This is a genomic window from Lentisphaera marina (genome assembly GCF_028745505.1).
GTDB classification, from domain to species: domain Bacteria; phylum Verrucomicrobiota; class Lentisphaeria; order Lentisphaerales; family Lentisphaeraceae; genus Lentisphaera; species Lentisphaera marina.
The window spans coordinates 112,003-132,443 of record NZ_JAQZZL010000001.1 but is presented as its reverse complement, the minus strand read 5'-3'; the positions used below and the strand labels follow the sequence as shown (position 1 = coordinate 132,443).

Genomic DNA, 20,441 nt, shown 5'->3' with positions numbered 1-20,441 from the left:
CAGATTATTCCTGTGCAGGTAGGTGGTTTTTCCAGAGAGTTAACTTTTGCGAAAAGTAACTGACATTTGGCTCGAGTTTAACACATTCCTGCAAGAGTTCAACAGCTTTATTTATTTTGCCAGTGGCATAGAGGCATTGAGCCCATGTGTCTAAGTGAGCTGCTTGTTTTGAAAGGCTATAGGCGCGTTGTGCATAGAGTGTAGCTTCGTTAAGGTTTTTGAAGCAGGAAGCTCCCATCCAAGCAATCTCGTTTAGTTGAATACTTGCTTTTGGGTATTGTTTGATATGTTTACTTAGTTTAGCCCAACGATCATTAAAAAGCTCTGTTTTTAGCTGTAGTAGTTTAGCGCTGTAGGGGAGTTGATATTTATGTAGAATAAGGACAGGTTCAATGTCCATTGTAAACTCTGACGCCCAAGTTTTGGCAAAGTGAATAATGCGTTTTTCTTGCCCTTGGTTAATAGCTTTGATAAGATGTAAGCGCAATAAGTCTTTGCGAAGGGCTAAGGCTTGAGCAGGAGTGTTGACTTTGCTTGGTTGAAGGAGAGCGTAAGCCACTTTGAGTTCAGCAAACTTTGCCCAAGTCGGGTGATCTTCTTGTTGTAAAAAATATGTGCTCGCTGAATTGATGAGCATGAGTGAATCTTTATTGAAGACTAATGGACGCGATTGCAGGCGCCAATAGATTTGTTCGAGAAGGTCTCTTTGCTTAACTTTATTAAAAAAGAAAGCTGTTTTGTTGAGGTGTGCCAAATTGAGGTAATAAGATTCGGCTATTTGGTCAGCTTTTTGGGCTTTATCAAACGAGCCTTTTTGATTTAAGGCAAAAGTAGCGATCTCCATGAGTTCTGGGATTTTCATTTCATGTCTAATGAGGCCATTATGAGCGGCGCCTAAATATTCTTTTTTTCTAAGCAAGGCAATAGACCCTGTGATGATGTGCTGGATGTGTTGGTTCTTATCATCAATAACTTTCAAACTTCCAAGGGCAGCATCGGGGAGGTTGTTATCTAAAGCAAGGGAGGCGCATAGGTTGATGAATTGATCTAAGTCGGGGCCTTGGAGGCGAAGTTGTTGCTGTATCTTAACGATATAGGACAAGAAGGAATTGGCATTTTTTGTGTAGGATAGCAAGCAGGTGAAGTTGAGTGCCTCATTTTTTGGTAGACGACTCTGTAAATACATATAGAGCTCTGCAGCACTGTTAGATTTAGTTAGGTTTGCTAGCGCTAAAAAACTAGTGTTTGCATTAGTGCTATTTAAACTCAAGTCATATAACTTAGAGTAATATTCTTCGTGGTGATAATTATTGTTAAGTAGCCATGATATTTGGCTGACTTGTTCTGCTTCCTCAGCTTGAGACGATATTGACTGAAGTTCTTTTGGGATAGTTCCTGAAACCTTCAGGAAGTAATAAGATTTTTGAGGAGCCTTAATTCCAGGGAGTAGTTTTTTGGCAAGTGAAAATTGATTGAGCTCAACTAGGAAAGGAAAGAGTAAGCTTGCCTTTGGGTTCAGTAAATAAGCTTCTTGATGCTGACCAGTAAAAATTAAACTTTGAATTGAACGTGCGAGGTCTGCGTTTTGGTGATCGATAATTTGCTTCAGCAGTGTGCTACTATCTTTGCCTTGGAGAAGTTTGAGGGCGAGTTGATCATGTAATTTCTCATACTCCATTAAGGGATTGCGAGCTTCTTCATTGTAGGTTTCATTGATGAATTTTTCGTAGTGAGAAAAGTTGCCAGCGCGAGCTGAACATATAATCATTCTTCGTCTTAATAGGAATCGAGAATTTTGATCTTGGGGTTTTGTGTAGGCTTTGTTAATTGAATCTAGCGATTTTTTAAAGTCGCCTTTGGCTTCATGGACTAAACTAAGGGCGTAGTTAAGGCGGAAGTTCCAGAGTTGATCTTTATTTTGCTGTTCTAAGTCTTGAAGTTTAGAAATGACAGAATCCAAAGATTCTTTACTTAATAACCAAGAGTTTTGTTGGAGAATATTTTCTTGGGATTGAGGTTTTGTTTCTTTCAGCCACGTAAGAATCAAGGTGCGGTAATAAGTGTCGGTAGAAAAAACTTTAATACTAGGAGCCTGGTAGTTTTGTAGAGCTTGGGAAATGACTAGGTCTTGGCCTAAAACAGCATTTTTCAGGAGTTTGTAAGGGTCGTTTTTAACAAGCTTTATGATGTGCTCATTAAGAGCTTTTTCTGAAGAGCGTAAAAAGTCTTTAGTTTGATTAGTGTTCAATAATGATTTTTGTACAGGGGGACTTGTCTTTGTTGTCTCTTCTGCACAGAGATTTATTGCTAAAAAAATAAATAAAACTATTCTACTCATAAATTATACCCAAGCTTACTTTCATCACTATAGGTGATGGTAGAGTATTTGTCACATAATGGTACATAAATAAATTTGAGAAGATAATGGAACGTGAAGAAATTTTAGAGATTGATAATATCGCCTATGGCGGAGATGGTGCTGGTCGCCTAGAAGATGGACGAGTTTGTTTTGTCCCATTTTCTGCACCAGGAGAAAAACTTAAAGTCAATATAGTAAAAGACAATAAAAACTTTTGCCGTGGTGAAATTGTCGAAGTCATTGAGGCTTCGACAAATCGCGTCGATCCACCCTGTCAATACTTTGGAGAATGTGGTGGTTGTGCCTATCAACACATCGAGTATGACGAACAAGTTTTAATTAAAGAAGCTCAATTTCGTCAAGTTTTGAAACGAATTGGTGGCCTAGATATTGATCAAGATGATGTTGAAGTCGTGAGCTCCAGTAACAAGTGGAATTATAGAAATAGAATTAGTTTAAATGCTCGTCGTAGCGAAACTGATGAAGTGATATACGGTTTTATAGGGCGTGATAATCGCAGCCTAGTTAGAATTAAAGAATGTCTTTTAGCTCAGCCGCCTGTTAATGAATTGGTTCCTGATTTAAACAAAACGAAATGGGGACATAAAAATCGTCAGCGCGACCGTCCTTTACGAGCCACAATTCGTCATGCGAGTGGCAATAAAGAAACGGTGGCCTTTTATGGTAAGGCACCTGTAGGACTTCCTTGGCGCCGAGAAGTTTATAATGATCGTGAGTTCGTGATGCCGGCCGGCTCTTTTAGTCAGGTTAACCGAGAAGTTGCCGAAGCTTTACAGAGAATGTGTGCGGATGTTATTGCTTCTTTGCAGGGCTGTACTTTTGTCATTGATGCTTTTTGTGGATCGGGTTTCCTTTCCATGGGCTTGAGAGGAGTTAAAGTTGTTGGTTTGGAAATTGATCCTAAGGGTGTTGAAGCTGCAAACTTTAATGCACAAGAACAATCTTTAGATACGCACAAGTATATTGCGGGAGATGTTAATAAACTTCTTCGTCAACGTCTAGGTAAGTTAATAGGCGAAACAGTCTTAATTCTAGACCCACCTCGCGCAGGTGTGGGGCCTGGTACAATTAAAGCAATTAGTAAGAGATCTCCTAAATGGATTTTATATGTTTCCTGCGACCCAGGAACTCTCGGAAGAGACTTGAAAGAGATCTTGCCTTTGGGTTATAAGCATAAAAAATTAGCAATGCTTGATATGTTTCCGCAGACATCTCACTTTGAATCCTTAATTCTACTTGAGTTAGATAATGCTTGAAGACTACGGTTACGGTAACTGTGGTTATGTTGCCATTGTGGGGCGTCCTAATGCGGGGAAGTCAACTTTTGTCAACCAAGCTTTAGGTTATAAACTTGCTGCAGTATCGCGTGTCCCTCACACGACAAGAAGACGTTGGGTGGGGATTTATACCGATGATGATGCACAAATCATTTTTTCTGATACACCTGGAATCCACGAGAGTAAAAATCGTATGGATGAAATGATGGATCGCACGATTAAGCGAGCGATTGATAAAAATGATGTCACGCTTTTACTCTGCGACCCCATGCGTGAATTTGGCATGGAAGATGAGATGGCCGCGAAGGCAGCAGCTGCAGGTAATAAACCAACAATTTTAGTGTTCAATAAATGTGATAAGGCCTCTGCAGAAGAAATTAGCGAAATGGAATTGAATTATTGCGCTCGTTTTTCTGAAAAACCCAAAATTCATCATATGTCAGCCTTGAAAAATGATGGTGTCACAGATTTGCTCGAATTGATAAAAGGTATGCTCCCCAAGGGGCCTTTTCTATATCCAGATGATCAGATTGCAGATGCATTTCTGAGAGATATTGGTGAAGATATCATTCGCGAAAGTGCCTTAGAACTTCTCCATAGTGAATTGCCGCATTCCTTAGCAGTGATGATAGATAAATGGGATGAGAGAGAGAAGAAAATTAAGATCGAAGCTACTGTACTAGTTGAGCGTGAATCACAGAAGCAAATTGTGATTGGTTCAGGAGGCAAAATGGTACAAGAGATTCAGCGCCAGTCGAGAGGTAAGTTGGGGAAGAGTTTTGAGAAATTTGTCGATTTACGCCTCTTTGTGAAAGTGATGCCAGATTGGCAGAATCGCATTGGCCTTTTGAAGGAGATGAACCTCAATGATAAATAAGTTTGACCTTATTCATATCCAAAATATTCGAGTCAAAGCTATTTTGGGTCTCTATCCAGAAGAGCGTATTAATCCACAGGATTTTATTGTCTCTGCAAAGCTTTACTTAGATCTTAGAGAAGCAGGGCAAAGTGATGACCTTAATCATACGGTTGATTATGATTCCTTACATCGTGAGTTAGCTCATATTGCAAAGACTTCGGAATGTTTATTGATTGAAAAGTTAGCAGAACTCTGCGCTAAAATATGTTTGGCTAAAGATTTAGTTCAAGCATGTGAAATTAAGATTGATAAACCAGAGGCATTGGAATTAGCTGATAATGTAGCAATTTCAATTTATCGAGAGAAATAATGAAGACCGCATACATTGCAGTAGGCTCAAATATAGATCCTTTTGGTAGTATTAGTACGGCTTTGATTGAGCTTGAAAAAGTATTGAAAGTTACTGCAGTGTCAAAGTTCTATCTAAATGGAGCCCTTGGAACTAGTGAAGGTCAGCATGAGTTTTTAAATGGTGTGGTTCGAGTTGAGACAGATTTAGACCCTTATGATTTGAAATATAAAGTTCTACGATCAATTGAACAAAAGTATGGCCGCCAGGAAGGTGAGCATAAGCATGATGAACGCAAACTCGATTTAGATTTAGTTCTTTATGGCTCAATGGTAGTAGATACGGAATTCATGCAAATTCCACATCCTGAAATCCTAAGTCGTGATTTCGTTTATGTGCCATTGTTAGAGATAGTTCCAGGTCTAGTGCATCCTAAAGAAGGATTGTTATTATCAGACTTAGTTAGTGACGATACGCGAGAAATGAAAGCTTATAAAATGGCTAAAGAAAATTATAAAATTTAAGAATTATTTAAAGTCAACAAATTTTTCTTTTACGAGCGCCAACTTTTCATCAATGTTACGTCTCTTTTTATTTACAGAATCTATGTAGCGTAAGCGACGACCTAAGCCGTGACCATTAGCAATTTGTATAGATAATCCTGGGCGCGCATTTAGCTCAAGAATAAGGGGCCCACGTTCTTTGTCCAAGACAATGTCTGCGCCCAAATAACCCAAGCCAGTAATATCAAAACTTTTTGCTGAGAGTTTGAGGACGGTGTCCCAGTTAGGTATTGCTAGACCTTCGAAGGATTGTCCTGTGTCAGGGTGTTTATCGACAAGCTTGTTGAATTGTACAGCTTGGATTGCTTTCCCAGTGACAATATCCAGTCCGACGCCTACGGCACCTTGGTGTAGGTTGGCTTTGCCATCCGAAACTTTAGTAGAAAGACGGGTCATGGCCATGACAGGGTAGCCTCGGTAAATAATGACTCGAATATCAGGCACACCTTGATAGGTGTATCCATTAAAGGTGTCTGTAAAGTGAACAAGTTTTTCAAACATGGCAGAATCGGGTACTCCGCCAAGTGAATACATACCTGTAAGAATACTTGCGACATGACGATTGAATTCAACATAAGTGACAATTGAGCCGGAAGCTTTAACGAAACCTTTTTCGTTACGATCGACAATGACTAAAATTCCTTTGCCAGCACATCCTTTTGCGGGCTTGACCACAAATTCTTTTTGTGTGGATAGGATATTATGTAATTCCTTCATTTGGTGATTGTACTTCACGCAACAGATGAGGTCAGGGACACTTAGATCCTCAAGTAAAGCAATGCGCTTAGTTTCCATCTTATCGTCGACTAAAGGATATAATTCGCGCTTGTTTTTGGAGAGGACGTAACTAAAATTTCGAGCATTCATACCGAGGATGCCCTTTTCTCTTAGTTTAAATGGTGAAGCCCATTTCATTGTTTTAAGTCCTCATCTTTAAGGAGAGGTTCAAAGCGGAAGAGTTCGGTTAATCTATAGCCCGTGTAAACTCCAATGAGTAAGACAAAGGCAAGCATGATGAGCATGACTTCGGGGAAGGTGAAAGTGAAATATTTAACAAAGCTATGAGTCATAACGAAGTATACGATTACCGATACGATTAAACTTCCACCCATTTTTTCTATGACTTCCCTTCCACCATGTTCTTCCCACATGATGGAAGTTCTTTCAATGGTCCAAGAAATAATGATCATGGGAAAGAAAGTTACGCTTACGCCACCAGTAATGCCCATTTTATAAGAGCTGACCGAGATAAAAGCCATCAAGATGACGACGCAAATAACTACGGCGGATATCCTAGGGACAAGCAAGAGGTTCATTCGAGAGAGGTAAGTCCTGATCAGCAGACCTAAGGTCATCATTAATAGTAAGACTACAAGGCCCTTGACGAGTCCGGTTTCAATAAAGGCAATCGCAAGAAGGACAGGCATAAAAGTCCCTGAAGTGGATAGACCTATTAAGTTACGAATGATTACGACGATAAGAGTGCCTACTGGTATGAGTAAGAGTAGTTTGAAAACAGCTTGGAATTCAAGTGGTAGACTGAAGATAGAAAAACTCATAATAGGAGAAGAGTCTTCTAAGCTGTTTTTTATCGCTAAAGATTTTGCGGATTGTTCACTTTTGATTGTAGAGAAAGTGATTTTTGAATTGGTACAGCCTTCAACTTCCAATACAGAAGTTAAAGCCCAGAATATAGTATCGCTTGGCACACCAACTTCACCTGAGACATGGTTTATGATCCCCCAGGTTTTGTCGAAAAATGCTAGGTAATTATCTGGAGTTGTCTTACGTACACCATCTTCTAGCTTCAAACCTCGAAGTACAGTTGCAGGAACTTCCTTCAATAAGAGTAAGTCACGAACCAGGTGTGCTTCTGTGTAAGTTCCTTTGATTAGACTACGAACAAGGTTGGTGTTTTGGTCTGGGTCTGCAAAGTTCAAGCGGCGAATAACTTCTTTAGCAAAAGTTTTATTGTCTGAAGATTTTGCCCAAGCAGAATCTACTAAAGATAGGGCGGCAGTTTTGTACGCGGGGTCAAAATAAGGGCTTTCGATTTTATAGGTGTTTTTGTCGGCAGTCGATTGCATCTCTTTAGTATCAAAAATACTGAATGTATAATATATCGTTTGTTTACCGGGTGTGGGAGCGCGGTTGGACCATACAGCCTTTTTATTAGGGCTTTCTTCAGTAGAGAATCCATAGCCGTTGGAGGAGCCTTGCTGTTCAAGGAGCTTATATTGAGCATAGTAGGTTGGGAGTGCGGCTTTGACTTTTACGGGTTTGTCTTGAGCTTGGAATTCAATCAGTGCTTCTACAACCCAAACATCTCTTTTTTCTCCTTGGGTTAAAGGGATGTCTAATTTTGCATTTTTATAAAAAATGGCTCCGGCACCAAGGATGATAAGAAGCATGGACCATAAGTAAACTTGCGCTTTTGCACTCATTATTTTTGTTCCTTAAATGTGAGTTCTTTGAGTTCAGAACCAATATTTAGGTCTGTGCCCATTTTGTGCTTCATGATTTGTACGGGGTGTTTAACTTGTTTGCCATTGATTGTTAAAATGGCAAGAGCTACAGGGATGGATTTTTTTGATTGCTTAGCAAGCTCTAAATCTACAGCCTTTGTTTGCCCAGGGAATTTTAGGCGGAACATTTGTTTGCCATCTACTTCTATCATCGTGAAAGAACTCGGATATATGGCCGATGTAGATTTGTCCCAGAAGCTTCCACTTAAGTCATTTTGGTAATTTTGTAATTTAACAGGGAAAGTTTCGCGATGTTTCACTTTATTTTCACTTTCTTCACCATGTTCTTTCTTGGAGACATCAACTAAATATTTGCCGCTAAGCCAGTTTCTTCCAATCAACAGCTTATAGGTCATTTCTTGACGATTACGTAAATTGACACGAACTTTTCGACTGCTTCCTTTCCAGTTTAGTGTTAAATCAACAACATAACGGAACTCTCTTCCTTGTGAATTGCTTACGATGACGACATTGACGATACGTGTTGAGATAACGGCGACTTTTCCAGTTCTATTTCGAGTCTTGAAGGTCACGAGTTTATTGATGTTCTTTTGCTTTTCTTTATCTCCTCCTTTAATTTGAATGTCAAAGGCATTAATAGAGGTGGTTGTAGCGCCCGTATCGATTCGGCTATCGTAAACTAATCCGGCCTCTTCAACCGTAATAAAGGCAGTTTCGCCGATGATAGTTTTTCTAGTTTTTACTTCTTCCTCTTTACTGAATTGCGTGCAAGATGGTAAGAGTGCAAAAGCGACGGCAATAAAAAATAATGTGCGCATTTTCATGATGGTTCCTAATTGACTTGATTTTCCTAAGTTCATAGTACTTGTGAGCTAGGAAATAAGCAAATTATTACTGCTTGAGTCGAGTTTAGAATTAGTTAATATTGATGTCTATTTGCAAACTTTGATGAGTGAGCTAGAAAATTTGTACTTAGGTGGTTTTTTAGAATAAATAATTAATAGGAAAAACATTTGAAAGCTGAAGTTCTTTTGATTACACCACCTTTAACTCAGTTAAATACTCCTTATCCGGGAACGGCGTACTTAAATTATTTTTTAAAATCGCAAGGCTATCATGCTAGCCAGCTTGATTTGGGGTTAGATTTGATTTTATCTGTATTTTCTTCGTCGGGTTTAGGGCAAGTTTTCAACTACCTTGAAGAAAGTTCTGAAGCTTTGAGCTTGAAAGCAAAAAAAACTTTGGCTTTAAGGAAAGATTATCAATCCACTATTGATGCAGTGATAATTTTTTTACAAAACAAAGACCTCACTTTAGCGCAACGTATTTTTAGTAGGACTTATTTACCTGAGGGAGATAGGTTCAAGATTTTGGATGAGTTAAGTTCAGAGATTTTTGGTAAGATGGCGGTGCAAGATTTTGCCCGCTTTTTAGCAACGCTTTTCTTAGAAGATTTAGGGGACTTTATTCGTGAAAATTTGGATGCGGGTTTTGGTTTTTCACGCTATAAAGAGAAGATCTCTGTAGCAGCAAGTTCATTTGATTTTTTGGATGACGCTTTACAAGCTGAGCCTAGTTTTTTAGATCTTAAAATGTTGGAGATTTTGGGAGATCAAGTTTCTGAATTAAATCCTCAACTTATTGCCTTGAGTATCCCCTTCCCGGGTAATTTGTACGGAGGCCTTAAGTGTGCTCAGTACCTAGGAAAACGCTTTCCCGAGAGTGCTATTGTTTTGGGAGGTGGTTACGTTAATACTGAGTTACGAGAGCTTTGCGATCCTCGCTTGTTTGATTATGTGGATTTTGTTTGTTTAGATGATGGTGAGTTACCCTTGACGCAGATTCTCAAAGTGTTGGAAGGTGAGAGTGACTTAAGCAATTTATCTAGAACTTTTCTGTTGAATGATGTGGGTGAAGTCGAATATGTTAACACTTGTCAACAGGAAGATTTTAGTCATCTAGAAACGGGTGTTCCAGATTATACGGGTTTAGATTTAGAAAATTATTTATCTATTATTGAGTTAGCCAATCCTATGCATAGGCTATGGAATGATGGGCGTTGGAATAAGATGACTTTGGCTCATGGTTGCTACTGGAAACGTTGTAGTTTTTGTGATGTTACTTTGGATTATATTGAACGCTATGCGGAAGCACCTGCTAAAATTTTAGTTGATCGTATGGTGAAACTTATGGAGCAGACCCGAGTGAGTGGTTTTCACTTCGTCGATGAAGCCGCCCCTCCGAGTTTACTTCAAGATTTAGCAGAAGAGATCTTAGTAAGAGGCATCAAAGTATCTTGGTGGACTAATGTACGCTTTGAGCGAGCTTTCACGAAAGATCTATGTCGCCTATTATCAGCGTCAGGTTGTATTGCAGTTTCGGGTGGTTTGGAAGTGGCTTCAGAGCGACTTTTAAGGAAGATGAAAAAGGGGACGGGCATTACGCAAGTTTGTCAGTCGACAAAAGCTTTTAGCGATGCAGGCATTATGGTCCATGCGTATTTGATGTATGGCTTTCCGACTGAGACGGCTCAAGAAACAATTGATTCATTAGAGGTGGTGCGCCAGCTTTTTAAAGAAAAAATGATTGATTCGGGGTTTTGGCACCGTTTTGCGCTTACCGCACATAGTCCAATAGGAAAAGATCCCGATAGTTACGATGTGAAAATCACGGGGCCTGAATTTGCGGGTTTCGCAAAAAATGAGCTTAGCCATGAAGATCCACTTGGTTGTGATCACGATTTCTTTAGTGAAGGTCTGAAAAAAGCCTTGTTTAATTATATGCATGGCCTGGGTTTCGAGGAAGAATTAGATTTTTGGTTTAAAGATAAAGTGCCTCAAACAAGTCACGATAATCATTTAATTCGTCAGCGTTTACAGGACTTTTATAAAGCAGTTAAAGTCTTTGACAAAGATAGAGTTTTGTGGCTTGGTGGAGATGTGTTAATTGATGATTTAAATAAACCACAATGTGAATTGACCTTTGTTTCCAAATCGAAAGAATTAACTCTGTCGGCACCAGCAGCCTTGGCGGAGTGGTTGTATCATTTGTTGCCACAGTTGCGAATTGAAAATGACGATGCTATTACATATGGGGAACTCAAGGAGTATTATGCACAGTACTTTGATGATGATTTTGAATCCTTCAAGGAAAGTCAATTTTGGCAATGTTTAGAAGACTTTGCCCTGATTTATTTAAGAAGGCGATAGGAACTTTTTAAGTTCATCCATGAGGCTGTCGCCAGTGAAAGGTTTGGCTAAATAGCCATCGCAGATTTTCCTCAGTTTGATTTCGTCTTCTTTTAGAGCGGAAGCCGTTACAGCAATTATAGGGATCTGTTTGGTTTTTTCATTTTCTTTGAGGAGGGTGGCGGCTTCATAACCATCCATTTCAGGCATTACCATATCGAGTAGGATGATGTCGACATTTTCTTTTTCACATAAATCAATAACTTCTCGTCCATTTTTAGCTTCGAGTATTTTGCTATTCTTGTCTTCTAAGAAAGAAATAATTAATTCACGATTGATGGCCAAATCATCTGCAACTAAAATACACGAATCGGCTATGTTGAATTTATGCGCAGTTTTTAATCTTTTGAGCTCCATTTTACTTTCTACGGGGATTTGAACACGGTTTAAATAAATGCTGAATTTAGATCCTTTGTTAAGTGTACTTTCTACGTTGATATTACCATTCATCATTCTAATGAGGCGAAGACTGATAGAGAGGCCGAGACCAGTTCCGTCGTGCCGTTTACTGGAGGGGCTTTGGACTTGATGAAAGGCATTAAATATTTTTTCTTGTTCGCTTAGGTCAATGCCTTCACCACTATCTTCAATTTCAAAGATTAGCTTACAATAATGGCCTGGGCCAGGGATTATTTCATGGTTTACGCTTAATCTCACGTAACCAGAATTAGTGAATTTGATTGCATTACCAACGATATTGATGAGGATCTGTCTGAGGCGTGCTTCATCAAGATTGACAAATTTAGGAAGATCTTTGCCGAGTTTGATTTCAAAGTCTAGCTTCTTTTTCTTAATTCGATAGGTGAATAAATCTTTGATCTCTTCAATGAAATTCTGTAGAGGAAATGAACTGTAGTAAAGTTCGAGTTTATCTGCTTCGATTTTTGATAGATCTAGGATGTCGTTGATGAGTTTCGTGAGTGATTTGCTACTGATAGAAATGTTTTTTATATAGTTTAAAGCCTTATCTTGAAGGGGCATGGTTTGCAGTAGTTCAGAAAAACCCATGATTGCATTGAGTGGTGTTCTGATTTCGTGGCTCATATTAGCTAGGAAAATGCTTTTGGCCGCATTGGATTGTTCGGCTAGATTTTTCGCTTTTTCGGATTCATTTTTTGAATACTCTAAATCTTCTACCAAATCATTGATCATTTTAAAAAGAATATTAAAACCGGTAATTGTAATAACCATAATGAGTAGCGAGCCGACGATAATGAGAGTGATTTTGTGACGAATGTTTTTATAGAGCGTCGGGAGGTCTTGGTAGGCGACGAGTTTCCATGGTAGGTTCTTCAAGCTGATACTTCTAATGAGGTATTTATCATCGTTTGACCCATGAACTACACTGCCATGTTGCCCGTTATTTATCGCTTCTAACCAATGGGGTAGGCTACTTAGTTTCATGCTGCCTCTCTTATCTGCAGCAAAAGGTGACAGTTCTTTACTGCTATCAACTGAAGTTATGATGGTGTTGTCACGATGATCTAGTAAAAAAAGGCCACCTGTTTTATTGAGGTGGTTCTTTTCGATTAAAGAAAAATAACTATCGAGGAGGATGTCGACACCGATAACTCCTTCAAATTTGTCATTGTCGTAGAGCCCGATGATGACTGAAAACATCCATTGTTTCATGTAGGTGTGGTCGAAGTATATTTCGGTAATTTCAAAGTCTTGTGAACGCTTGCCTATGTGGTACCATTGTTCATCTAGGGAGCTTTGGTATTCAGGGTCATTAAAATGTTCTACGATGCGATTTTCAGCTTTGCCGTATTCTGGAGTGCCCAATTGGACTAAATTTTTGTGAACATCATTGGAGAGAGCTTGGGTGTTGAAAAGTTTCTGGCAGAGTTCAGGCTCTAGGGCGAAATAAGTATTGTATTGATTTTGGTGAGGCGCAATTGTCTGGGCCATGAGTTCACTTAGTTGTTCACGGCTCATGCGAGAGTTGCTTGGAGATGTTTTAAAGATGGTGAACTGTCGATGAATATGATCTAAACTCATTTTCGCATTCACGATTTCTCTATCTAGATGATCTGATAGGGTTTTTAGATTGTTATCGCTGAGGTAGTTAAGTTTTTCTTTTTCAAGCTTTACGGTATCTTTAACATAGGTGTAATTAAAGAGGGCAATGAGTAAAATAATGCTTAAAATAGCAATTCGATATAGGTTTTTTATTTTCATTAGAAACTCGCTAGCTTAGTTCTTAACTATAAGCTTTTTGTCTTTGTGATTGCAAAGTTTTTCTCCGGTGAGAAGAGCGAGTTTTTAGTTTTTCATGAATATTTAATTTGTTTGCCTAGAAGGTATAAGGCCGTTTTCGCAGGAATCAAAAAGCCGCAAGAATTTTTCTTGCGGCTTCATAGGATCAATCTTTTAGCTTAATGCTTATTGCCAGTGATTGAAATAAGGTAAATCATTTGCCGTTGCAGTGATATCCGTGTCGTTTTGGAGGAGCTCAGCCGTTACGTCCCAAGTACCACCAATAAATTGTTGGCGCGCACCTTCGGGGAATTCGGCTTTGACAGAGAGTTCGCCAGCTTTGATCTCTAGAGTTTCGAGGTCAACAGAGAAGTCGCAAGTGGGTTCGCTTTCACATTTATTTTGTAAAAGCGCAATGTCGCTTTCGGATACCTTGAGGCAAGGAACTCCGATAGAGACGTTATTCCCAAAGAAAATTTCCGAGTAGGATTCGCCGATGATACAGTCAATTCCATGACGTTTGATCGCTTGTGGCGCGTGTTCACGAGAGGAGCCACAACCAAAGTTTTTATTCACGAGTAGGATGTTTGAGTTTTTGTGAGCTTCTTGGTCGAAAGGATGAGTTTCTCCCTTGTCTGCAAGTTGCTTACGGTCATCGGCAAAAGCTTCGGCACCGAGGCCTTCAAAAGTGATCTTGGTTAAAAAACGTGCGGGAATAATACGGTCTGTATCAATGTCATTACCTCGTACGGCAATGCCAGTCCCGGTGATTTTTGTGATAGATGATGAATTCATGTTCTTATCCTATACTAAAAGTTTCGCGGGCATCAACAACTTTGCCTGTGAGTGCGGCAGCCGCAACCATGGCAGGAGACATAAGGAGCGTTCGCCCTGTGGATGAACCTTGTCTACCTTTGAAGTTACGATTCGAAGTTGAAGCGCAAATTTGATTGCCTATAAGTTTATCAGGGTTCATTGCTAGGCACATGGAGCAGCCTGCTTCACGGAATTCAAAGCCTTTGTCTTCAAAGATTTTGTCATAGCCTTTGCGAATGAGTTCTTGACGAACTTCTTGTGAACCGGGAACAATTAGTGCTTTTACTGTAGATGGTACAGTTAAGTCAGAATCCTTGATGAGGTCGATGACTTCTTCGAAGTCCGATAGGCGGCCATTAGTACATGAACCAATGAAAGCAACGTCAACATCTTTGCCAATAAGTTTTTCGCCAGGAGTGAAAGCCATGTATTCATAGGCCTCCTTAATAAGGGGTTTGTCATTAACAGAGAAATCTTCTTCCTTAGGGAGTTCTGCGTTTACCGCAACTGATTGATCAGGTGCGATGCCCCAAGTGACAAAAGGTTCGATATCTGCAGCGTTGTACACAACGACGTCATCATATTCGGCGTCTTTATCAGATTTAATGCTTTCCCAGTAGGCAATCGCTTCGTCCATTTTATCGGCTGAAGGTGCATAGGGTTTCCCAGAAAGATAATCGTAAGTCGTTTGATCAGGGTTAACATAACCAATGCGAGCACCGCCTTCAATTGCCATGTTGCAGACCGTCATGCGTTCGTCCATGCTCATGTTGTCAAAAACTTCACCGGCATACTCATAGGCAAAACCGACACCACCTTTTACGCCCAAGCGATTAATGATGAAGAGGGCGACGTCTTTCGCGTAAACGCCAGCGCCTAGGGTTCCATTGATTTCAACACGACGCACTTTGAGTTTTGCGGCCGCAAGTGTTTGTGTAGCTAAGACATCACGTACTTGTGAAGTACCGATACCGAAAGCGAGTGAGCCAAAGGCACCATGAGTAGAGGTGTGGGAGTCGCCACAACAGATTGTCATGCCGGGTTGAGTGAGGCCTTGTTCTGGAGCGATGATATGCACAATACCTTGCTTGCCAGTGGAAGTATTGAAAAATTCGATGCCATTGGCGGCAGTGTTTTTCTCTAGAGCATTAAACATTTCTTCGGCCATGGTGTCGCGCAGTGGACGAACTTGGTTGTCGGTGGGGATAATGTGGTCAACTGTCGCGAAAGTTCTGTGCGGGTAGCGCACATTTAGGCCGCGCTCTTTGATCATGTCAAAAGCTTGCGGTGAGGTGACTTCGTGGATCATGTGAAGTCCCATGAAAAGTTGGTACTGCCCAGAAGAGAGCTTTTTTACCGTGTGTTTTTCAAAGACTTTATTATAAAGGTTTTTAGCCATTTGAGTTCCTTAGTTATTTTAGAAAGATTTAACCGCCAGGGGCAGCAACGACTAGGTCGATGCGGTCTTGATCAGAAAGTTGTGTATCATCCCATAGGTCTTTTGGGAGGACTTCGAGATTGAGGCAGAGGGCTACGCCGTTGCGTTGGCCGTCGACTTCAATTTTTTCGAGTAGTTCAGCAATACTGATACTAGAATTGAAAGTCATTTCTTTGCCATTGAAATTTATTGTCATTGCTTGTCCTTAAACTTAATCGGCGCCTACTATAACACACTTTTGACTCACGGGAAGTTTAGTATTCAGTATATTTCTGCAACAGTATGGGATCTGTGTGCCCACATAGCTTATCGATGTGCGCAGGTGTTTTGCTTCAGGGATGAGGAGTAAGCTTAGTCTTTACTTGCGTATACAAATGATTGTGTTAGCTTGAGTTATGTCCTGGCAGTTCAAAAAGCCTTGGGTATGAAGTAGATTTATTAGAGGAAGACTTTTTTTGTAAAAATCCCTTCTGTCGATCTTGTCTTTTGTAGGAACTAGATTATTATGGGCATCACTTTTTACAATTTTATTTATTAACAATTTATTATAAGAGACACTGTTATGGCACATAAGAAAGGTCAAGGTAGTATCAAGAATGGTCGCGACTCCAATCCTAAAATGCTCGGAGTTAAGCGCTTTGGTGGTCAAAAAGTTAACGCTGGTACTATTATCGTACGTCAGCGTGGAACAAAATTTCACCCAGGTAAAAACGTAGGTTGCGGAAGAGATTTCACTCTTTTTGCACTTTCAACTGGACGTGTAGAGTTCGACCGTAACGGTCGTCGTGTGAACATCGTTCCTGAACTCGCACAGTAGAAATCGAAATTTATTTCGAAATTAGCCTCAGATCGTAGGATTTGAGGCTTTTTTTTTCCTATGTTTGTTGATCGAATAAAAGTCTATGTAAAAGCTGGTAATGGTGGCAATGGCTGCATTAGTTTCCGGCGCGAGAAGTACGTCCCTAAAGGTGGCCCAAATGGTGGCAACGGTGGGGACGGCGGTAGTGTAATCTTTGTGGCTGACCCAGGGACGTCTAGCCTTGTCGATTTAAAATTCAACCAACATATTGATGCTCAGCATGGTGGTAATGGCCTAGGTTCTGATATGCATGGTAACCGAGGTGATGATCTGTACGTAAAAGTTCCTCCTGGTACGGTGGTGATGGATATCAATAATGATAACTATCAAATTTGTGATATTGATGAACCGGGATCAGAAATTGTTATTGCCAAGGGAGGTAAAGGCGGACGTGGTAATCGCTCTTTTGCAACCTCTGTTAATCGCATCCCTCGTCAAGCTGAAGAAGGTTATCCGGGTGAAGAGCTCGTACTTCTATTAGAATTAAAAACAATTGCTGATGTAGGTCTTGTGGGTTATCCGAATGCGGGTAAATCGACCTTCTTGAACTCAGTTTCTAACTCGGGTGCAAAAACCGCAGCATATCCCTTTACAACCCTCAATCCTATTGTTGGTACGGTAGATTTCCCTGACTTTACTCGTATTACGATTGCAGATATTCCTGGCTTAGTTGAAGGCGCTCACGAAAATATTGGCTTAGGTCATCACTTTTTACGCCACATCGAACGTACTAATAGCTTAGTTTACGTACTTGATATGAATGGTACTGATGGTCGTGATCCGCTGGATGATTTAGTCAAACTCAAAGAAGAACTCGATCTTTATGAAGAGGGTCTCTCTGATCGCGCTTGCATGATCCTTGCGAATAAGATGGATTTTCCTGAGTCACAAGAAAATCTTGAGCGTTTACAAAAAGAAACCGATCTAAAGATTTTCCCTGTAACCGCAGAACTACGCGAAGGGGTTGATGGGGTTTTAGAATTTCTTCATGAGCGCGTCATGGAACTCAGTCAAGCAAAAGTTAAACATGTGCCCAAACTCAAGAATATCTATAGAAAAGAAGGTGCAGTTGTTGTTGATTTAGAGGCAGATGGCGATGAATTTGGTATAAGTTCTGACGACGATTTTGAATTTGACGTTGAGGACTTAGATTATGATGATTTTGATGACTACGAAGATGAGGAAGAAATCTAAATGTTTAAAGCCTTTAAAAAAGCAGCTCCGAGCTCTACAATAAGCCCCGATAAGGTGGCAGGTGGGACTCATGTTGGTTTAGTAAGGGAACATAATGAAGATTCTTATCTCTATGTCACACTACCAGGTGATAAAGTTACTTTAGTTGTCGTCACAGATGGCATGGGTGGTCACGAAGGTGGCGAATTTGCCAGTTATTTTGCGACTGAAGCTCTTGGGCGTATTTGGGGGCAATCGGCAGATTTGACAACCTCAAAACTCCGTGAATCAGAGCAAATCCTCGTTGAAACCATTAAGATGTGCAATGATAAAATTTTTGCTATTAATGAAAAACTCAATGTTTCTCGTGCGATGGGCACTACGATAACCGCAGGTCTTTTCGTTCCTGGTAGACTGATTGTTGCTCAAGTGGGAGATAGTCGTGCTTATATGCAGCGCGGTCGCAATTTAGTGCAAATCACTGAAGATCAGACTTGGGTTGCTAAAATGGTGAAGCTCGGTAATCTCAAGCCGGAGGAAGCTGAAAACCATCCACTAAGTCATTTGCTCTCCAATTGTATGGGTGCAGGCTCAGCGCTCGATGTGCAGGTGAATATCTGTCGTCGAAGGGCAGGTGATCGTTACTTGTTTTGTACAGATGGACTCTATGGTTCATTAACTCATCAAGTCATGACTGACCTAATGACTGATTTGCGTAGTCCGCAAAAAATTCTTACTGAACTTATCAATCGCTCTTTAGATGCAGGCGGTAAAGATAATATTACAGGTATCGTCATTTTTGACGATTAGTTTATTGCAGTAGTGCTAAGACATCTGATTGTTCTTGGCGTAAATCCACATTAAATTTTTGGCGTTCCAGTAAGTTGGCTTCGGCGATTTTGAGTTTAAGCTTTTTGTCAGCTAGACTTAAGCTCCAGTCTTCAATGACATTCTTCGCACGATTACTGTGGACGTAAACAGAATCTCCATTTTGGTTATTGATGATGAGTACTGTATTGGGGTCGATCTGTACCCTCATGTTTTTTACTTTCACATAACCAGAAATAGCTTTGTCGACAGTTAATTGCCGCATGATGGATTGCAGGAGAATGGTAGAAGTCTGCAAGTCATCAACAATCCTTTTTTGAAATTCGATGCCACTCAAGTTTGATGTGATGCGCTTGTTGTAGTCGATTTTGAGTCCATTTAAATTTGCTAAGTCAGTAGAGGCAATAGTGTAGATTTTCTTATTGATAATGACTTGGTGGAAATTTCTATGCTTCGGATGAGCTCGTGCTGTCACAAGTTCACCTAATTTGAGGTGGGTAAAGGTTTGGCTTCCTAGGAATACAGGGGCATCTTTTTTTGTGATGATATACTTGTTATGGTTTTTGTCGGCGCCAGTAAATAGTTTGCTCAACCTCTCTATATAGACTTGGTTTTCTCCGAGTGCTGCACTGATATTCATCGACTCTCGAAAAATTTTATTTTGTTCGAGTTTAAGTTTTTCTTTTTCTTCATTTAGGGTCTCAATAACTTTACGGGCTTTTGTTGTTGAGATGAGCCGAGTATAAGAGTAGGTGTATCGTCCGCCACTGCGGTAGCTTGATTGGTAAGAGAGAGCGGTGTCACGTTGGGTCTCTAGGATCTGAATTTCCATTGTTTTTAACTCAGATTTGATGCGTAAAAGCTCTCTTTGACGACTATTGAACGCATTCTCTAAACTCAGTTTCTTTTTTTCAGAATTATTAAGCATTTGCTCAAAACCAATAGTATCAGCAACGAGGATTAGGTTTTGGGTGTTCTTTATTTGATAATATTTTTTATCGCGAGCGTATAAATCTACTTCAAGTCGAAGGTCTTTTTCAAGACTTTTTAAAACTGTGCCATTAATTGCGTAGAGTCGTGTTTTTTGCGAAGTAAGAACCACTTCTGCAAAGAGGCTGATTGGGAAAATGAGTAGAAACAATAAGCGCATAAAAAATCCTTTTGCTCAATATATCGCGGTGCTTATAAAAACAAAAGGATTTCACTTAAATTACTGAATATCAACAGTCATGGTTGATTCTATCCATGACATGGATACTCAGAATAGTTGTTGACGGGTCGTTATCTTGCTTCGTGTAGTGTGTGATCTGAGACTCATAAGTAATGATAAGAGCTTTGGTGTAGCTTAATCTAGGCTTCGAATCGCGTTACATGGGTTGCCAACGGCAACACAGTTGCTTGGGATGTCTTTTACGACAACGCTACCTGCACCTATGGTGGTATTATCACCAATATTTATTCCAGGGATAATTGTTACATTTGCTCCAATCCAGCAATTCTTTCCGATGGTAACAGGCTTCTTAAACGTTCTATACTTACTACTTATATCTTCACTTTGAAAAACGCACTACTTAGCTGGGATAGGGTGGAAGCCAGTGCTGATGTTTACAGAAGAAGCGATAAGTGTGTTATCACCTATGGTGATTTTGTCATTGTCGATAAAGGTACAATTTAAACATTTTTTCCGATGTGGATGTTTTTGCCATAATCGCAATAAAAAGGGATGTCTATATAACTGTCGTCAGTTACGCTGCCCAAAAGCTCTGTTAGTATCTCGTGTAGTTTATCTTTATTATCAGCAGCTAATTGATTGTATTGATTGCTTAAGCTTCGGGCTCGAGTGATTAGTTTCAGGAGTTTTGGTAATGAGCTATCAAATTCTTTGTTCATTAGTCATTTTCCTGTTTAAATTTGGATATATAGATAAAAAAATAGCTCTCCAAATGGAGAGCTATTTTTATAAGTG

At 40.0% G+C, this 20,441-nt stretch carries 19 protein-coding genes; 8 read left to right on the top strand and 11 right to left on the bottom strand.

The genetic code is table 11. From position 1 onward, the window contains the following. Nucleotides 1-4: 4 nt before the first annotated feature. Nucleotides 5-2,338 carry a hypothetical protein gene (locus PQO01_RS00600; protein ID WP_274312106.1) on the bottom strand — a complete coding sequence of 778 codons (2,334 nt, stop codon included), beginning with the start codon at nt 2,336-2,338 and terminating at the stop codon, nt 5-7. Nucleotides 2,339-2,424: 86 nt separating this feature from the next. Here PQO01_RS00600 and PQO01_RS00595 point away from each other — a divergent pair, with 86 nt between their 5' ends. Genes PQO01_RS00595 through folK form a run of 4 tightly spaced genes read left to right on the top strand, consistent with a single transcriptional unit; the run spans nt 2,425 to nt 5,389 of the window. Continuing rightward, the gene (locus PQO01_RS00595) at nt 2,425-3,636 is read left to right on the top strand and encodes a class I SAM-dependent RNA methyltransferase (RefSeq protein ID WP_274312105.1); all 1,212 of its coding nucleotides are present in this window, start codon (nt 2,425-2,427) and stop codon (nt 3,634-3,636) included. Beyond that, entirely contained in the window at nt 3,629-4,534 is a 906-nt protein-coding gene (gene era, locus PQO01_RS00590) for a GTPase Era (RefSeq protein ID WP_274312104.1), read from the top strand. Before PQO01_RS00595 ends, era begins: the two co-directional genes overlap by 8 nt. Next, nucleotides 4,524-4,886, top strand: a complete 363-nt coding sequence (gene folB, locus PQO01_RS00585; RefSeq protein ID WP_274312103.1) for a dihydroneopterin aldolase — start codon at nt 4,524-4,526, stop codon at nt 4,884-4,886. Before era ends, folB begins: the two co-directional genes overlap by 11 nt. After that, complete coding sequence (gene folK / locus PQO01_RS00580) at nt 4,886-5,389, top strand: 2-amino-4-hydroxy-6-hydroxymethyldihydropteridine diphosphokinase (protein ID WP_274312102.1); 504 nt, start codon at nt 4,886-4,888, stop codon at nt 5,387-5,389. The genes folB and folK overlap by 1 nt, the downstream gene beginning before the upstream one ends. 3 nt (nt 5,390-5,392) lie before the next feature. Here folK and PQO01_RS00575 read toward each other — a convergent pair whose 3' ends face one another. From PQO01_RS00575 to PQO01_RS00565, 3 genes are read right to left on the bottom strand one after another with little or no spacing between them, the layout of a single operon-like run. Next, the gene (locus PQO01_RS00575) at nt 5,393-6,343 is read right to left on the bottom strand and encodes an alpha-L-glutamate ligase-like protein (RefSeq protein WP_274312101.1); all 951 of its coding nucleotides are present in this window, start codon (nt 6,341-6,343) and stop codon (nt 5,393-5,395) included. After that, nucleotides 6,340-7,872, bottom strand: a complete 1,533-nt coding sequence (locus PQO01_RS00570) for an inactive transglutaminase family protein (RefSeq protein WP_274312100.1) — start codon at nt 7,870-7,872, stop codon at nt 6,340-6,342. Before PQO01_RS00570 ends, PQO01_RS00575 begins: the two co-directional genes overlap by 4 nt. After that, nucleotides 7,872-8,738, bottom strand: a complete 867-nt coding sequence (locus PQO01_RS00565; RefSeq protein WP_274312099.1) for an ATP-dependent zinc protease family protein — start codon at nt 8,736-8,738, stop codon at nt 7,872-7,874. The genes PQO01_RS00570 and PQO01_RS00565 overlap by 1 nt, the downstream gene beginning before the upstream one ends. A 189-nt stretch (nt 8,739-8,927) precedes the next feature. On the opposite strand from PQO01_RS00565, the gene PQO01_RS00560 reads away from it, so the two are divergent. Next, nucleotides 8,928-11,123: a B12-binding domain-containing radical SAM protein gene (locus PQO01_RS00560; protein WP_274312098.1), complete on the top strand. Its 2,196-nt coding sequence runs from the start codon at nt 8,928-8,930 to the stop codon at nt 11,121-11,123. On the opposite strand, the gene PQO01_RS00555 is transcribed toward PQO01_RS00560, so the two are convergent. The 4 genes from PQO01_RS00555 to thiS form a co-directional block, all read right to left on the bottom strand. After that, nucleotides 11,109-13,343, bottom strand: coding sequence for a hybrid sensor histidine kinase/response regulator (locus tag PQO01_RS00555; RefSeq protein WP_274312097.1), 2,235 nt, complete (start codon nt 13,341-13,343; stop codon nt 11,109-11,111). The two genes, PQO01_RS00560 and PQO01_RS00555, sit on opposite strands and share 15 nt — an antisense overlap. A 204-nt stretch (nt 13,344-13,547) precedes the next feature. Beyond that, nucleotides 13,548-14,156, bottom strand: coding sequence for a 3-isopropylmalate dehydratase small subunit (locus tag PQO01_RS00550; protein WP_274312096.1), 609 nt, complete (start codon nt 14,154-14,156; stop codon nt 13,548-13,550). A 4-nt stretch (nt 14,157-14,160) separates the two neighbouring features. Further along, nucleotides 14,161-15,576, bottom strand: a complete 1,416-nt coding sequence (gene leuC / locus PQO01_RS00545) for a 3-isopropylmalate dehydratase large subunit (RefSeq protein WP_274312095.1) — start codon at nt 15,574-15,576, stop codon at nt 14,161-14,163. A gap of 28 nt (nt 15,577-15,604) precedes the next feature. Continuing rightward, on the bottom strand, nt 15,605-15,811 hold the full coding sequence (gene thiS / locus PQO01_RS00540) for a sulfur carrier protein ThiS (RefSeq protein ID WP_274312094.1): 207 nt from the start codon (nt 15,809-15,811) through the stop codon (nt 15,605-15,607). Between the two features lie 366 nt (nt 15,812-16,177). On the opposite strand from thiS, the gene rpmA reads away from it, so the two are divergent. Genes rpmA through PQO01_RS00525 form a run of 3 tightly spaced genes read left to right on the top strand, consistent with a single transcriptional unit; the run spans nt 16,178 to nt 18,457 of the window. Next, the gene (gene rpmA / locus PQO01_RS00535) at nt 16,178-16,432 is read left to right on the top strand and encodes a 50S ribosomal protein L27 (RefSeq protein ID WP_274312093.1); all 255 of its coding nucleotides are present in this window, start codon (nt 16,178-16,180) and stop codon (nt 16,430-16,432) included. A gap of 60 nt (nt 16,433-16,492) precedes the next feature. Next, a complete protein-coding gene (gene obgE, locus PQO01_RS00530; RefSeq protein WP_274312092.1) occupies nt 16,493-17,668 on the top strand; it encodes a GTPase ObgE in 1,176 nt (391 codons plus the stop codon). Then, a complete protein-coding gene (locus PQO01_RS00525; RefSeq protein ID WP_274312091.1) occupies nt 17,669-18,457 on the top strand; it encodes a PP2C family protein-serine/threonine phosphatase in 789 nt (262 codons plus the stop codon). It begins immediately after the preceding gene. A 1-nt stretch (nt 18,458) separates the two neighbouring features. On the opposite strand, the gene PQO01_RS00520 is transcribed toward PQO01_RS00525, so the two are convergent. The 3 genes from PQO01_RS00520 to PQO01_RS00515 form a co-directional block, all read right to left on the bottom strand. Beyond that, nucleotides 18,459-19,625, bottom strand: coding sequence for a hypothetical protein (locus tag PQO01_RS00520; RefSeq protein ID WP_274312090.1), 1,167 nt, complete (start codon nt 19,623-19,625; stop codon nt 18,459-18,461). A gap of 195 nt (nt 19,626-19,820) precedes the next feature. Continuing rightward, nucleotides 19,821-19,946, bottom strand: coding sequence for an LbetaH domain-containing protein (locus PQO01_RS21565; protein WP_420792905.1), 126 nt, complete (start codon nt 19,944-19,946; stop codon nt 19,821-19,823). A gap of 200 nt (nt 19,947-20,146) precedes the next feature. Beyond that, complete coding sequence (locus tag PQO01_RS00515; RefSeq protein ID WP_274312089.1) at nt 20,147-20,365, bottom strand: maltose acetyltransferase domain-containing protein; 219 nt, start codon at nt 20,363-20,365, stop codon at nt 20,147-20,149. Nucleotides 20,366-20,441: the final 76 nt, after the last annotated feature.

What these genes read in the sequence shown, in the direction of transcription:
- PQO01_RS00600 (WP_274312106.1), bottom strand. Translation starts at nt 2,338, where the DNA reads ATGAGTAGAATAGTTTTATTTATTTTTTTAGCAATAAATCTCTGTGCA.
- PQO01_RS00595 (WP_274312105.1), top strand. Translation starts at nt 2,425, where the DNA reads ATGGAACGTGAAGAAATTTTAGAGATTGATAATATCGCCTATGGCGGA.
- era (WP_274312104.1), top strand. Translation starts at nt 3,629, where the DNA reads ATGCTTGAAGACTACGGTTACGGTAACTGTGGTTATGTTGCCATTGTG.
- folB (WP_274312103.1), top strand. Translation starts at nt 4,524, where the DNA reads ATGATAAATAAGTTTGACCTTATTCATATCCAAAATATTCGAGTCAAA.
- folK (WP_274312102.1), top strand. Translation starts at nt 4,886, where the DNA reads ATGAAGACCGCATACATTGCAGTAGGCTCAAATATAGATCCTTTTGGT.
- PQO01_RS00575 (WP_274312101.1), bottom strand. Translation starts at nt 6,343, where the DNA reads ATGAAATGGGCTTCACCATTTAAACTAAGAGAAAAGGGCATCCTCGGT.
- PQO01_RS00570 (WP_274312100.1), bottom strand. Translation starts at nt 7,872, where the DNA reads ATGAGTGCAAAAGCGCAAGTTTACTTATGGTCCATGCTTCTTATCATC.
- PQO01_RS00565 (WP_274312099.1), bottom strand. Translation starts at nt 8,738, where the DNA reads ATGAAAATGCGCACATTATTTTTTATTGCCGTCGCTTTTGCACTCTTA.
- PQO01_RS00555 (WP_274312097.1), bottom strand. Translation starts at nt 13,343, where the DNA reads ATGAAAATAAAAAACCTATATCGAATTGCTATTTTAAGCATTATTTTA.
- PQO01_RS00550 (WP_274312096.1), bottom strand. Translation starts at nt 14,156, where the DNA reads ATGAATTCATCATCTATCACAAAAATCACCGGGACTGGCATTGCCGTA.
- leuC (WP_274312095.1), bottom strand. Translation starts at nt 15,576, where the DNA reads ATGGCTAAAAACCTTTATAATAAAGTCTTTGAAAAACACACGGTAAAA.
- thiS (WP_274312094.1), bottom strand. Translation starts at nt 15,811, where the DNA reads ATGACAATAAATTTCAATGGCAAAGAAATGACTTTCAATTCTAGTATC.
- rpmA (WP_274312093.1), top strand. Translation starts at nt 16,178, where the DNA reads ATGGCACATAAGAAAGGTCAAGGTAGTATCAAGAATGGTCGCGACTCC.
- obgE (WP_274312092.1), top strand. Translation starts at nt 16,493, where the DNA reads ATGTTTGTTGATCGAATAAAAGTCTATGTAAAAGCTGGTAATGGTGGC.
- PQO01_RS00525 (WP_274312091.1), top strand. Translation starts at nt 17,669, where the DNA reads ATGTTTAAAGCCTTTAAAAAAGCAGCTCCGAGCTCTACAATAAGCCCC.
- PQO01_RS00520 (WP_274312090.1), bottom strand. Translation starts at nt 19,625, where the DNA reads ATGCGCTTATTGTTTCTACTCATTTTCCCAATCAGCCTCTTTGCAGAA.
- PQO01_RS00515 (WP_274312089.1), bottom strand. Translation starts at nt 20,365, where the DNA reads ATGAACAAAGAATTTGATAGCTCATTACCAAAACTCCTGAAACTAATC.